The sequence below is a fragment of the Micromonospora sp. NPDC049171 genome (assembly GCF_040648275.1).
Lineage (GTDB): Bacteria > Actinomycetota > Actinomycetes > Mycobacteriales > Micromonosporaceae > Micromonospora.
In genome coordinates, this window is sequence record NZ_JBEZDJ010000003.1 from 134553 (window position 1) to 149389 (window position 14837).

Sequence of the window (14837 nt, forward strand, 5' to 3'; positions counted from 1 at the left end):
CGGTAAAGTCCGGGATCACTGTGCCACCCCCAGGTCGGTCAAGGTGACCGTGAGCGCCGCCACGACGTCACAGCCGGTGTACAGATATCCGTGTACGCCGGGATGGTCGCCGGGTGGGCCGGCGCACCACACCCGGGTCGCGCCGGCGGACGCCAGCGCGGCGGCGATCGGGCCGACCGCGTCCCGGTCCGCGTCCGGGCCGCACAGGCACGCCACCGGCAGGCCACTGTCCACGAACACCTTGGCGATCGTCTCCGGATCGGCGGAACCGTCGGCCTCGGTGACCGCGATGCCACCGGCCGCGAACAGGTTCGTCACGAACGCGACCCGGGCCGCCCGGGCGGCGGGCGAGCCGTTCGGCACGAGGAACACCGTCGGGCGGGCACCGGTCTGCCGGACGTGTGCGTCGGAGCGGTCCCGCAGCTCCTCGAACACCGTGGCGTGCCGCCGGACCGGCAACCCGCCACCGGCCCGGGTGACCGCCGCAGCGGCCGGTCGGACCGGCAACCGCTCGCCGAGGTCCGGGAACTCGCTCACTCCGGTGATCGGGTCGGCCCGCCGGGCGATGTTCGCCGACCGGGCCGCCCAGGTCTCGTCGTACCAGCCGGCGAGCAGGCCGGAGTCCACGGCCGCGGCCATCCCGCCGGCCCGCTCGATCTCGACGAAACGCTCCCAGGCCCGCAGTGCGAGGGCCTCGGTGCGCGACTCGACGTACCAGGAGCCGGCGCCCGGATCGGCGACGCGCGCCAGGTGGGCCTCCTCGCGCAACAGCGGGTGGGTGTTGCGGGCGAGGCGGCGGGCGGTCTCGTCCGGCCGCCCGAGGCACGAGTCGTACGGTCGCACGGTGATCACGTCGGCGCCCGCGGTGGCGGCCGCGAACGCGGCGACCGTGGTACGCAGGATGTTCGTCCACGGATCCCGCACGGTCATCATCGCCGCCGAGGTGACCGCGTGCTGCCGCTGCCGGCCGTGCCCGGCGGCGCCGCAGGCCTCGGCGACCCGGGCCCACAGCCGGCGGGCGGCCCGCAGCTTCGCGATGGTGGCGAACTGGTCCGCGGTGGCCGCGTAGCGGAACTCGATCCGGTCCAGCGCCGCCGCGGCGCCGAGCCCGGCGTCCGTCATCATCCGCAGGTACGCCACGCCGGTCGCCAGGGACGCCGCGAGCTCGTCGGCGTCCGACGCGCCGGCGTCGTGGTGCACTGTCGTGTCGACCATCGCCGCCCGCATGCCGGGCAGTTCCACCTCGCACCGGCGGGCCAGCGCGGCGAGCGCGCCGGAGTCGCCCGGTTCACCGGTGCGGGCGTGCTCGGCCAGTGGATCCGCGCCGAACCCGCCCCGCAGGGCGGTGCCCGGCACCCCGCGGCGCCGGGCCAGGTCCAGCCAGATGGCCGCGGCGACCATCGGCTGGTCGCCCGCGTCGAAGGTGACCGCGACCCGGTCCAGCGGAATCGGGTCGGCCGCCTCGCCGAGCCGGTCCAGGCCCAGCGCGCCGCCGCCGACGGTCAGCCAGAGCGCGGTGACGTCGTCGCCGAGGTCGGCCGCGATCGCCGCGGCGACGACCGCCGGGTCCGGATCGGCGTGCCACTGACACACCTCCCAGGCACCGGGCCGTACGCCGGACGGGCGCACGGCGGCCGGACCGGCGTACAGGGGTGCGATGGTCAGGCCGTCGTAGGTGGTGTGCGACAGCCGGGTCTCGACGTCGTCGGGCGTGTCGTCCGGACTCGCCCGGCCGCCCTTGCGCAGCGCGCCCAGAGCCGCCCGCCGCCACTGGCTGACAAGCGGCGAGTCCACGGGCGGGCCGACCGGCGCGGCAGTCACTCGGCCACCCGGGTACGGGTCGTCCACCGGAACACCACCGGACCGCCGCGCACCAGCGGGTCGCCGGTGTCCGGGCCACGCTCGAAGTGCTCGTAGCCGCCGTAGTGCGCGATCTTGACCTTCTGCTCCGACCGGGGCACCCGGTGGCTGCGCAGATGGGCCGGGAACGAGGTGGGTCCGCCTTCCAGGACGGCGTCGATCAGGTCGGGGGCGATGCCGAGCGCGGTCGCGTCGCCGTCGATGGTGGGATCTACTTGGTACGTCACAGCACAACCTCCGCAGGGGTCGGGACTCAGTCGAGGCCGAGCTCCTTCTCGATGAGCGCGAACATCTCGTCGTCGGTGGCTGCCGCCAGCTCGTCCTCGAGCGTGGCGGCGTCGGCGCTGGCCCCGTCGAACTCGCGGAGCAGCAGCCGGAGCCGGTCGGCAATCTCGTCGCGGCCGGCCGCGTCGGCGACGATGCCGGCGAGGCGGGACCGCAACCGGTCGAGGTCGGACAGCACCGCGGCCGCGCTCCCGTCCGACGCCGCGGCGAGGTCGTCCGACGCCGCGGGGAACAGGTCCAGTTGGAGCCGGTCGGCCAGTAGCGCCGGCGTGGGGTGCCGGAAGATCACCGTGCTGGGCAGCCGCAGCCCGGTGGCCGTATTGATCCGGTTGCGCAGCTCGACGGCGGTCAGCGAGTCGAACCCGACCTCCCGGAACGGCCGGTCCGGTCCGATGTCCCGGACCGTGCCGTGGCGCAGCACCGTGGCGGCGTGCGTGCGCACCAGATCGAGCAACGCGTGCCGCCGGTCCTCGGGTGCGGCGGCGGCCAGCCGGGCGGCGAGACCGGGCCCGGTGTCCGCCTCCGCGGCACCGGCGGGCGGGGCGGTGGCCCGGCGCCGGGCCGGCCCGGCCAGCCCGCGCAGGACGGCCGGAAGCTCGCCGACGCCCGTGTCCGCCGCGATCGCGCCGAGATCGAGGCGGGCGGTGACCAGGTGCGGCGCCCCGTCGGCGAGGGCGGCGTCGAAGAGCGCCAGGCCGGTCGCGGAGTCCAGCGGCGCCACCCCGGCGCCGGCCAGCCGGCCGACGTCGCGCCCGGCCAGGTGCCCGGTCATGCCGCTCGCCTCCCGCCACAGCCCCCAGGCCAGCGACACGGCCGGACGGCCGGCGGCCCGGCGGCGGCGCGCGACGGCGTCCAGTGCGGCGTTCGCGGCCGCGTAGTTACCCTGACCGGCGGTGCCGAGCGTGCCGGCGACCGACGAGAACAGCACGAACGCGTCCAGGTCCAGGCCCTCGGTGAGCGCGTCGAGGTGCGCCGCGGCGTCGGACTTCGCCCGGACCACCCGGTGCACCTGCTCGGTGGTCAGTGACTCGACGAGCCCGTCGTCGAGGACACCGGCCGCGTGCACGACACCGCCGAGCGGGCGGTCCGCCGGGATGTCGGCGAGCGTACGGCGCAACGCGTCCCGGTCGGCCGCGTCGCAGGCGGCGATCCGGACGTCGGCGCCGAGCGCGGTCAGTTCCGCGGTCAGGTCCGCGGCGCCCTCGGCGGCCGGGCCACGCCGGCTGGTGAGCAGCAGGTGGCGGACGCCGTGCCGGGTGACCAGGTGCCGGGCCAGCAGGCCGCCGAGCGTGCCGGTGCCGCCGGTGATCAGGACCGTCCGGCCGGGATCCCACGGCCGGGGCAGGGTGAGAACGATCTTGCCAGGCTGGGTGGCGCCGCGCAGCGTCTCCAGCGCCTCGGGCGCGGACCGGACGTCCCAAGTGGTGATGCCGGGCGGGCGCAACCGGCCCGCGGCGAACAGCTCCGCCAGGGTACGCAGCGCCGCGCCCACCCGGTCGGCGGGCTCGGTGAGCAGGTCGAAGAGCCGGTAGTCGACGCCGGGATGGGCGGCCGCGACGTCGGCCGGGTCGCGGACGTCGGTCCGGCCCATCTCGACGAAGCGTCCGCCACGGGGCAGCAACGCCAGCGACGCGTCGGTGAACTCGCCGCTGAGGGCGTTCATCACCACGTCCACCCCGGCGCCGCCGGTGGCGGCCAGGAACCGGTCACGGAAGTCCAGGTCGCGGGTCGAGGCGATGTGGTCCGCGGGCAGCCCGAGCGCGCGCAACAGGTGCTGTTTGGCGGGGGCGGCGGTGGCGAACACCTCCGCGCCGACGTGCTGGGCCACCTGCACGGCGGCCTGGCCGAGGCCGCCGGTGGCGGCGTGCACCAGGATCCGGTCACCGGGCCGCAGCGCGGCGAGCTCGACGAGGCCGAGCCAGGCGGTGACGAACACCACCGGCACGGCCGCGGCCTGCGCCAGGGTCCAGCCCGGCGGCACCGGCACGACCGTGCGGGCGTCGGCCACGGCCACGTCCGCGATCGCGTCCGGGAACAGGCCCATGACGCGGTCACCGACCGCGATGCCGGTGACGCCGGGACCCGTCTCCAGCACGGTGCCGGACCCCTCCAGCCCGATGCCGTCGTGTCCCGGGATCATGCCGAGCGCCACCAGGACGTTGCGGAAGTTGAGGCCGGCGGCGGCCACCCGGATCCGGATCCGGCCGGCGTCGAGGGGTGCCGCCGCGGCGGGCGCGGGCAGCGGCGCCACGTGGTCGAGGGTGCCGCGCCCGGTGAGCCCGAGCCGCCAGGGTCCCGCGGCCGGCAGGTCGAGCGGCGGCCGGTGGCCGGTGCGTACCAGCCGGGGCACCGCGTGCCGGCCGGCCGTGACCCGCAGTTCCGGCTCGCCGGTGGCGAGCGCGGCGCGCACGGTGGGGTGGTCGGCGAGGAACCGGTCCGGTTCGGGGGTGTGCAGGATCAGGAACCGGCCGGGGTGCTCCCGCTCGGCGGTACGGATCAGGCCGGCGACGGCGGCCTCGGCGGGGCTGTCCCCGCCGATCAGCCACACCAGCCGGGTGCCGGCCAGCCGCTCGTCGGCCAGCCAGCCGCGCAGCAGCGCGAGGGCGGTGTCCACGGCGCCGGTGACCGTGTCCGGTGTGCCCACCGGGGCAATGACCGAGGCGGGCGGCGGACCGGTGAGCGTGCCGGTGTCGGTCGCCCCGGCGGGCAGCACGACCCACTCGCCGGCGCCGGCGGCCGCATCGACCGGGATCCAGTCGAGGCGGTACAGGTCGCTGGTCGTGGCGGCGAGGTCCGGGGCGTCGCGCAGGACGAGGGACTCCACGGTGGCCAGCGGCCGGCCGGTGCCGTCCCAGATGGACAGCGCGACCGCGTCGGGACCGGCCGGGCGCAGGCGTACCCGTGCGGTGGCGGCGCCGGTGGCGTGCACCTGGACGCCGGTGAACGCGAACGGCAGCGCCGGCCGGTGGTGCGGTCCCCCGATCCGGCCGAGCAGCGCGGTGTGCAGGCAGGCGTCGAGCAGGGCGGGGTGCACGGCGTACCCGGCGGTCGTGAGCTCCTCGCCGGCCGGCAGGGCGACCTCGGCGTAGACGTCCTCGCCGTCGCGCCAGGCGGCCCGGAGGCCGCGGAACGACGGGCCGTACTGGTACCCCAGTCCGGCGAGGTCGGTGTAGAGCGTGTCGACCGGGACGGACCTGGCCGGTGGCGGCCACGCGACGTCGAGGTTCGGACCGGGCCCGGTGTCCGGGGCGAGCACGCCGGTGGCGTGGCAGGTCCAGGACCCGTCCGCGGTCGGCCGGGAGTGCACGGTGACCGGCCGGCGACCGGTGCCGTCCTCGGCGGCGCCGGCCACGACCTGCAGCGACACCCCACCCCGCTCGGGCAGCACGAGCGGCGCCTGCAGGGTCAGCTCGGCGAGCGTGCGGCAGCCGCTCTCCTCGCCGGCACGCAGGGCGAGCTCGACGAGGGCGGCGCCGGGCAGGAGGACGGCGTCGGCCACCGCGTGGTCGACGAGCCAGGCCACGGTGTCCCGGGACACCTCGCCGGTGAGCACCGCGCCGCCGTCGCCGGCCAGCGGGGTGACGCTGGCGGTGAGCGGGTGCGCGGGCGCGGTCCGGGACGCGGGGGCCGCCGTCATCCAGTAGCGGGTCCGTCGGAACGCGTACGTGGGCAGGTCGGCGGGGTGCGCGCCGGGGTAGCACGGTGTCCAGTCGACTGAGCCGCCGTGTACGTGGGCCTCGGCGAGCGAGCGCACGAACCGGGCGGCGCCGCCGTCGTCGCGGCGGAGCGTCCCGACCGCCGTCACGTCCCGTCCGGCGTCGGCGGCGATGTCCGCGATGCCGCCGCCGAGTAGGGGGTGCGTGCTCGTCTCGACGAACAGCCCGTAGCCGTCCGCGACGAGCGCGCGCACCGCGCCGGTGAACTCCACGGTCTGCCGCAGGTTCCGGTACCAGTAGTCGGCGTCCAGAGTGGACGTGTCCACGACCGTGGCCGTGACGGTGGAGTAGAACGGCACCCGCGACGGTTGCGGGGTGATGCCCGCGAGCGTCCGGAGCAGCTCGTCCCGCAACACCTCCACCTGGGGCGAGTGGGAGGCGTAGTCGACGGCGACGCGGCGTGCCCGCACCCCGTCCCGCTCCCAACCGGCCAGGAGGTCGTCGACGGCCACCGGATCGCCGGAGATCACCACCGAGTCGGGTGCGTTGACCGCGGCGATCGCGACCCGGTCGTCCAGCCGGGCCCGGACGTCCGCGGCCGGCAGGTTGACCGACGCCATCGCGCCACTGCTGGCCAGCTTCGCCGCGATCACCTGGCTGCGCAGGCCGACCACCCGGGCACCATCGGCGAGCGACAACGCACCCGCGACCACCGCCGCGGCGATCTCACCCTGCGAGTGGCCGACCACCGCCGCCGGTGTCACCCCGAACGACTCCCACAACCGAGCAAGCGACACCATCACCGCCCACGACGCCGGCTGCACCACATCCACCCGCGACAGATCACCCGACAACTCGGTGAGCAGATCCCAACCCACCACCGGCCGCAACGCCTCCGCACACTCCGCCAACGCATCCGCGAACACCGGAAACGCCTCCGCCAACTCCAGACCCATGCCCGGCCACTGCGCGCCCTGACCGGGAAACACGAACACCGGCCGGCCGGCGCCCGCGACACCCGACACGACCGTGTCCGTGGTCTCCCCGGCGGCGAGGGCGGCGAGCCCGTCGAGCAGCGTCCCGGCGTCGGTCCCGACCACCACGGCGCGATGCCGGTGGTGGTCGCGGGCGGTGGCGAGGGCGAGGCCGACGTCGGCCGCCGGCAGGTCGGCACGCGCCCGGAGGTACGCGTGGAGCCGGGCGGCCTGCCCGGCCAGCGCCTCCGGGTCCGGTGCGGAGACCGGCCACGCCGTCGGCGCCCCGGACAGCCCGGTGCGGGCGGGCACCGGATCGGCCGGCGGGGCCTCCTCGATGATCAGGTGGGCGTTCGTGCCGCTGATCCCGAACGAGGACACCCCGGCCCGGCGCGGGCGCCCGCGATCGTGCCACGGACGCGCCTCGGTCAGCAGCGCGACCGGCCCGGCGGACCAGTCGACGTGCGGGGTCGGTTCGGCGGCGTGCAGCGTGCGCGGCAGCCGGCGGTGCCGCATCGCCATCACCATCTTGATCACGCCGCCGACACCGGCCGCCGCCTGGGCGTGACCGATGTTCGACTTCAGCGAGCCGAGGAGGAGCGGGTCGGCGGCGGTACGGTCGCGCCCGTACGTGGCGAGCAACGCCTGCGCCTCGATCGGGTCGCCGAGGGTGGTGCCCGTGCCGTGCGCCTCCACGGCGTCCACACCCCGCGCCTCGATCCCGGCGCCGGCCAGCGCCTGCGTGATGACCCGCTGCTGGGCGGTGCCGTTCGGCGCGGTGAGCCCGTTCGAGGCGCCGTCCTGGTTGACGGCGGAGCCGCGGATGACCGCGAGCACCCGGCGGCCGTTGCGGCGTGCGGCGGACAACGGTTCCAGGACCAGCATGCCGGCGCCCTCGGCCCAGCCGGTGCCGTCCGCGCCGGCCCCGAAGGCCTTGCACCGGCCGTCCGGCGCCAGCCCCCGCTGGCGGCTGAATTCGAGGAACATGCCCGGGCTGGACATCACTGTGACACCCCCGGCCAGCGCGATCGCGCAGTCGCCCTGGCGCAGTGCCTGGGCGGCCAGGTGCAGCGCGACAAGCGACGAGGAGCAGGCGGTGTCCACGGTGACGGCCGGGCCGTGCAGACCGAGGGTGTACGCGATCCGGCCGGACAGCACGCTGCCGGCGGTGCCGGTGAGCAGCTGACCCTCGAAGCCGTCGGGTGCCTGGTCGAGGCGGGCGCCGTACTCCGGTGCCATGGCGCCGGCGAACACCCCGGTGGCGGTGCCGGCCAGGGTCGCCGGTGCGATCCCGGCGCGCTCGACGGCCTCCCACGAGGTCTCCAGCAGGACGCGTTGCTGAGGGTCCATCGCGTACGCCTCACGCGGCGAGATGCCGAAGAACCCGGCGTCGAACTCGGTGGCGCCGTCGAGGAAACCGCCGTGCCGCACGTACGACGTGCCCGGGTGCTCCGGGTCGGGATCGAACAGCGCGTCCAGGTCCCAGCCCCGGTCGTCCGGGAAGCCGGAGATCGCGTCCACGCCGTCGTCGACCAACCGCCACAGGTCCTCCGGCGACCGGACACCGCCCGGGAAACGGCAGGCCATGCCGATGACGGCGATCGGCTCGCCCGGTTCGAGCACCGGCCGTTCGGGGCCGGACGGCGCGGTCGGGGCGCCGGACAGTTCGGCGCGGAGCCGCTCGGTCAGCGCCGCTGGCGTCGGGTGCGAGAAGAGCGTGTCGGACGGCAGCGTGAGGCCGGTCGCCCGGCTGAGCCGGTCGCGCAGTTCGACGGTCATGTGCGAGTCGAACCCGGCGTCCCGGAACGACACGGCGTCGTCGACCCGGTCCGGGCCGGGCAGGCCGAGCACCGCCGCGGCGTGCGCCCGGACGAGCGTGCGCAGGTCCGCGGGTACGGGCACCGACGTGGTCCGGGCAACCGGCGCGGCGGGCGCCTCGGTGTGGGCGGGCGCCTCGGCGTTGGCGGCCGGCGCGGCGTTGGCGGCCGGCGCGGCGTTGGCGGCCGGCGCGGCGTTGGCGGCCGGGGGCAGCCAGTGACGCTCCCGTTGGAATGCGTAGGTGGGCAGGGGGACGCGCCGGGCCCCGGGATACCGGTCGCGCCAGTCCACGGTGAGTCCACCGGCCCAGCCGGCCGCGAGGGCGGTACGGAACCGGGCGGGGCCGCCGTCGTCGCGGCGCAACGTCGCGGCCGCGAGGCCGGCCCCCGCCTCCCGGACGGCGCTGGTCAGCACCGGGTGCGAGCTGCACTCCACGAACGCCTGGAAGCCGTCGGCGAGCAGGGCGCGGACCGTACCGGCGAACTCCACGGTCTGCCGGAGGTTGCGGTACCAGTAGGCGGCGTCCAGTGTGCCGGTGTCGACCACGCCACCGGTGACGGTGGACCAGAACGGCACTCGCGACGGCCCGGGCGTGATGCCGGCGAGCGCGTCGAGCAGTTCCTCGCGCAGCGGCTCGACCTGCGGTGAATGGGACGCGTAGTCGACCGCGACGCGCCGGACCCGGACACCCTCGGCGGTCCAGCCGGTGACCAGTCGGTCCACCGCGGCCGGCTCACCGGAGACCACCACCGAGCCGGGGGCGTTGACGACCGCGATCGCGACCTCGGGCGGGAGGTCGCCGCGGACCCGCTCGGCGGGCAGGTCGACCGACGCCATCGCACCGCTGCCGGCCAGCCGTGCCGCGATCAGCCGGCTGCGCAGACCGACGACCCGGGCACCGTCCTGCAGCGACAGCGCGCCCGCGACGACCGCGGCGGCGATCTCACCCTGCGAGTGCCCGATCACCGCGGCCGGGCGTACGCCGGAGGACTCCCAGAGCCGCGCCAGGGACACCATCACCGCCCACGAGGCGGGCTGCACCACGTCGACCCGGGACAGGTCCCCGGCCAGCTCCGCGAGCAGGTCCCAGCCGACCACCGGACGCAACGCCTCGGCGCACTCGGCAAGGGACTCGGCGAACACCGGGTACGCCTCGGCGAGTTCCAGGCCCATGCCCGCCCACTGCGCGCCCTGCCCCGGGAACACGAACACCGGACGGTCCGCACCCGGCGACACGACGTCCTCCACCACGCCGGGCGCGGGAAGTCCGGCGGCCAGCGCGTCCAGGGCCATGGTGAGCTCCGCCCGGTCGGCGCCGAGCAGGGCGGCCCGGTGGCGGAAGGCGGTGCGGGTGGCGGCCAGCGAATATCCGATGTCGGCCACCGCCGCGGCGGGATGCGCGACCAGGTGACGTCGCAACCGGTCGGCCTGGCCCCGCAGCGCGCGGGCGCTGGTGGCGGACAGGACCCAGGGCTCGGTCCGGCCGGAGTCCGGCTCGGCGGTCGCGGCCTCTCCCGGCCACCCGTCGGCGTGCCCCGCGACGACCACGTGGCAGTTGGTGCCACCGAGGCCGAACGAGGACACGCCGGCTAGCGGTGCCGGGCCGGGAGTCGGCCAGGCGCCGCCGCGAGTGTGGACGCGCAGGTTGAGCGCCTCCAGCGGGACGTCCGCACGGGGTCGTTCGAAGTGCAGGCTCGGCGGCAGCTCCCGGTGGTGCACGCTGAGGATCACCTTGAGCAGGCCGGCGATGCCGGCCGCGCCCTCCAGGTGGCCGATGTTGGTCTTGACCGAACCGACCGGGAGCGGGTCACCGGCCGGCCGGGCCGACCCGAGAACCGCGCCCAGGGCGGCGGCCTCGACCGGGTCCCCGGCCGGTGTTCCGGTGCCGTGCAGCTCGACGTAGTGCACGTCGGCCGGATCCGTCCCGGCCCGCTGGTGGGCCAGGCGGAGAACCTCCTCCTGGGTGGCCCGCTGCGGTTCGCCCAGGGCACCGCCGCCACCGTCGTTGTTGACGGCCGACCCGCGCAGCACGGCGTACACCCGGTCGCCGTCGGCGAGCGCCCGGTCGAGGAGCTTCAGCACCAGCACCGCGCCGCCCTCGCCGCGCACGTAGCCGTCGGCCCGCGCGTCGAAGGTGTGGCACCGGCCGGTGGGCGACAGCGCGCCCATCCGCGCGGAGGTGGCCGTGGAGCCCGGCCCGGCGATGAGGTTGACGCCACCCACGATCGCGGTCGTGGCCTCGCCTCGGCGCAGCGCCTCACCGGCCAGGTGCACGGCCACCAGGGACGACGACTGTCCGGTGTCGACGGTGAGGCTGGGGCCGGTGAGGCCGAGCACGTGCGACAGCCGGTTGGCGAGCATGGCGCGGCGGGTGCCGGTGAACGAGTGGTGGTTGAGCCCGTCCGCGCCGCGCCCCTGCGTCAGGTCGTGGTAGTCGTCCCAGATCGCGGCGGTCAGCACGGCGGTCCGGCTGCCCCGCAGGCTGCCCGGCACGGCGCCGGCGTCCTCCAGCGCCTCCCAGGCGAGCTCCAGCAGGAGCCGCTGCTGCGGGTCGATGTTCGCGGCCTCCCGCGGGGAGATGCCGAAGAACTCCGGGTCGAACGTGTCGATCCGGTCGAGGAACCCCGCCCGCGGCGGCAGACCCGGCTGGTCCCGGCGGCCCGCGCCGGGCGCCGTCACCGCGTCCGTCCCGGCGCGCAGCAGCTCCCAGAACCGGTCCGGGTCCGGCGCGCCGGGCAGCCGGCAGGCGATGCCGGTCACCGCGATGTGCGCGTCGGCGAAGTCGCTCGTCATTCCGTCAGCTCCCCGCTGGTCTCCCTCAGCTTCCCGTCCGGCCGAAGCCGGCCGCCGCCGCAGACGCCGGTGGACCGGCGGGCTACGGCGACCGTGGGATAGCGAGTCGATTCTGCGGGTGGGGCGGGACGCGGAGCCCTAGTGCGGTCCCCCGGCCAGACCCCAGACATCGACCCTGGCCGCACTGAGGATCACCTGCTCAGGCACCACCGCGCCACCGGCCACAAACCCGAGGCCACCTGGCCAGGGGTCATCGGGCCGGACTCGCCGGGCCAGGGTCACCGGGCCGACGGTCACTCCGCCGCGGGTCGCTCCGCCGCGGGGCCAAGGGAGCGGATGCCGTCGAGGGCTACGCGGGTGGCGCTCAGCAGCACCCGCAGCAGCTCCTCCGGTGACGGGTTGCGGGCGAAGGTGGTGAACGCGACGGTGACCATCGAGCCGACCAGGGCGCCGACCGCGGCCGCCGCGTCGCCCTCCGCCAGCTCACCGGGGAAGGCGGTCAGCAACGCGGCGGTCAGCTGCTGCTGCGCGGAGACCATGCGGCGCAGCACCCCGGCCTGCAACGCCGGCGTGGACAGCACTACGTGCACCCGGCGGACGGCCAGGTCACCGGTCAGGTCGCGGGTCGCCGCGCCGGAGGTCACCGCCGTCCGCAGCGCGCGCAGCAGCACGTCGGCCACGGTCTCCCCGGCGCGCCGCTCGGCGACCAGCGCGGCGATCTCGTCGACCCGCGACTGCGAGTCGGCGAACAGGATGTCCTCTTTGCCGGGGAAGTAGGCGAAGAACGTGCGTGGCGCGATGTCCGCCGCGGCGGCGATCTCGGCGATGGTCGTCTCGTCGTACCCCTTGCTGGAGACGAGCTCGATCGCCGCGGTGATCAGCGCCGCACGGGTGCGCTGCTTCTTCCGTTCGCGCAGGCCGGATGGTTGTGTCACGCAACCAACCCTACTCTTCCGGCACTCGCTAAATAAACGCACTCGTTGCATATTTGCACCGAATGCTGTATCCCTGAAAGGCATGGAACGCCCACTGGACCGGCTCGGTCGCCTCTGCGCGCGACACCCCTGGCGGACCCTCGTCCTCTGGCTGTTCGCGGCCGGCGTGCTGCTCGGTGTCGGCCAGACGGCCGGGAGCACGTTCGTCAACGACTTCCGGGTGCCCGGCACCGAATCCCAGCAGGCCACCGACGTGGCCCGGGAACACTTCCCGACGTACGGCGTGGTGAGCGCGACGATCGTCTGGAGCGCCGAGGGCGGCAACCTGCAGGATCCGGCGCGGCAGGCCGCGATCGGGCAGATGATCACCGCGATCCGCGGCCAGCAGGACGTGGCGGCGGTGGACGACCCGTTCCCGAGCCCGGACGGGCGGGCCGCGCTGGTCAACGTCGACTACGGCAAGGAGCTGGGCGAGCTCGACGGCACCCACTACGACCGGCTGCGCGAGGCCGCCAAGCCGGCCGAGGCCGCCGGCCTGCAGGTCGAGTACCGCGGCGCGGTCGTCGACCTGGGCACCGAACCCACCACGTCCGCCGCCGAACTCGTCGGTGTCGGGGCCGCGCTGCTCGTGCTGATCATCGCGTTCGGGTCGCTTGTCGCCGCCGGGCTGCCGCTCCTCGTCGCCGGCGTCGGCATCGTGGTCGGCGCCGCGATCGTCCTGCTCGTCGGCCTCTTCGTCGACATCCCCTCGTCCGCGCCGATCATCGCGGTGATGCTGGGTCTCGGCGCCGGCATCGACTACGCCCTGTTCGTGCTCAGCCGGTTCCGGGCGAATCTCGCCCACCACGAGGAACCGGTGCACGCCGCCGGGCACGCCACCGCGGCCGCCGGGCACGCGGTGGTGTTCGCGGGCGGCACGGTCGTGGTGGCCATCCTCGGCCTCAGCTTCGCGGGCATTCCCTTCATCGGCGCGATGGGTGTCGCCGGCGCGGTGACGGTGGCAGTGATGGTCGTTGCCGCGATCACGCTGCTGCCGGCACTGCTCGGCCTGCTGGGGCACCGGGTCAACTCGCTGGCCATCCCGAAGCTGTCGCGCCGGGCCCGGGCGGCGGGCCCCGCCGATCCGGACGACGAGAGCGGTCCGACGTACCGCTGGGGCCGGCACGTGCAACGCTTCCGCGTGCTCTACGCGGTGCTGGCGACCGCCTTCCTGCTGGTGCTGTCGTCGCCGGTGCTGTCCCTGCGGCTGGGCACGCCGGACGACGGCATCCAGCCCACCAAGAACACCCAGCGGCAGGCGTACGACCTGATCGCCGAGCACTACGGGCCGGGCTGGAACGCGCCGCTGGTGCTCACCGTGACCGGCGCGGACGAGACGGGCCTGGCCACGCTGGCCCGCACGCTCGCCGCCGACCCCGACGTCGAGCTGGTGACGCCGCCGGCGCTCAGCCAGGACGGCGGCGGGGTCGCGCTGGTCACGGCCATCCCCCGGTACGCCCCGCAGGACCAGGAGGTGTCCGACCTGGTCCACCGCATCCGGGACACGATCGGGCCCGAGGCGCTGGCCGCGTCCGGTGGCACGGCGCTTGTCGGCGGCGCGACGGCGGTGGTCATCGACATGGCCGACGTGGTCGGTGAGCGGCTGCCCTGGGTGATCCTGGCCGTGGTCGGCGCGGGCATGCTGCTGTTGCTGCTGATGTTCCGGGCGCCGGTGGTCGCGCTGAAGGCCGCGGTGATGACGCTGCTGTCGATCGGTGTCTCGTTCGGCGTCATCATCGCGATGTTCCAGTGGGGCTGGGGCCTGGACCTGCTCGGCATCGACAAGACGGTGCCCATCATGTCCGCGGTGCCGATGATCCTGTTCGCCGTCCTGTTCGGACTGTCGATGGACTATGAGGTGTTCCTGCTCTCCGCGGTCCGCGAGTCGTACGACCGGGATGGTGATCCACACCGCGCCGTGGTGGTCGGCATCGGCACCACCGCACGGGTCATCTCCGCGGCCGCGATCATCATGGCCTGCGTCTTCCTGAGCTTCGTCTCGGTTCCGGAGACGTTGATCCAGATGATCGGTATCGGACTGGCCACCGCCGTCATCATGGACGCCACGGTGATTCGGATGGTGCTGGTGCCGGCCGTGATGAGCCTGCTCGGTCACGCGGCCTGGTGGCGCCCCGGGCGCGGCCGGCCGCGCCCCGCCCCGGTGGACGGTGCCGGCGGCGAGCCGGAACCGGCGCCGGAGTCCTCGCCCGGCACGACGGACGAAAGCCAGCGGGTCTGACCAGCCCGCACCGCCGGTCAGGCTCCCCCCACCCCCTCCGGTGGCCGGACCGGCGACCTGTGGCCCGGGTCGCCTCATCGGCGCCCGGGCCACACCTCTTGCCACGCCAGCACGGCAGCAACGGACCGCCGGGCGCGATCGCGTCCGGCGGGCCGGTGGGTTGGGGGGTTGAGTGTGGGCGCGTGGCGCGGGGGCGGGGGGGGTGGCCGGTCTCCGAGGGACCGGTGCGGGGGACGGC

At 75.5% G+C, this 14837-nt stretch carries 5 protein-coding genes; 1 reads left to right on the forward strand and 4 read right to left on the reverse strand.

Annotation, left to right across the window (positions count from 1 at the left end):
* Positions 1-15: 15 nt before the first annotated feature.
* The 4 genes from AB0B14_RS05395 to AB0B14_RS05410 form a co-directional block, all read right to left on the reverse strand.
* Positions 16-1821, reverse strand: coding sequence for a methylmalonyl-CoA mutase family protein (locus tag AB0B14_RS05395; RefSeq protein WP_357521453.1), 1806 nt, complete (start codon positions 1819-1821; stop codon positions 16-18).
* Positions 1818-2087, reverse strand: a complete 270-nt coding sequence (locus AB0B14_RS05400; protein ID WP_357521455.1) for a DUF5988 family protein — start codon at positions 2085-2087, stop codon at positions 1818-1820. The genes AB0B14_RS05395 and AB0B14_RS05400 overlap by 4 nt, the downstream gene beginning before the upstream one ends.
* 26 nt (positions 2088-2113) lie before the next feature.
* Positions 2114-11386, reverse strand: a complete 9273-nt coding sequence (locus tag AB0B14_RS05405) for an SDR family NAD(P)-dependent oxidoreductase (protein WP_357521457.1) — start codon at positions 11384-11386, stop codon at positions 2114-2116.
* 293 nt (positions 11387-11679) lie between these two features.
* Positions 11680-12321 carry a TetR family transcriptional regulator gene (locus AB0B14_RS05410; protein WP_357064909.1) on the reverse strand — a complete coding sequence of 214 codons (642 nt, stop codon included), beginning with the start codon at positions 12319-12321 and terminating at the stop codon, positions 11680-11682.
* 82 nt (positions 12322-12403) lie between these two features.
* On the opposite strand from AB0B14_RS05410, the gene AB0B14_RS05415 reads away from it, so the two are divergent.
* Positions 12404-14599: an MMPL family transporter gene (locus AB0B14_RS05415; RefSeq protein WP_357521459.1), complete on the forward strand. Its 2196-nt coding sequence runs from the start codon at positions 12404-12406 to the stop codon at positions 14597-14599.
* The last annotated feature ends 238 nt before the right edge of the window (positions 14600-14837 follow it).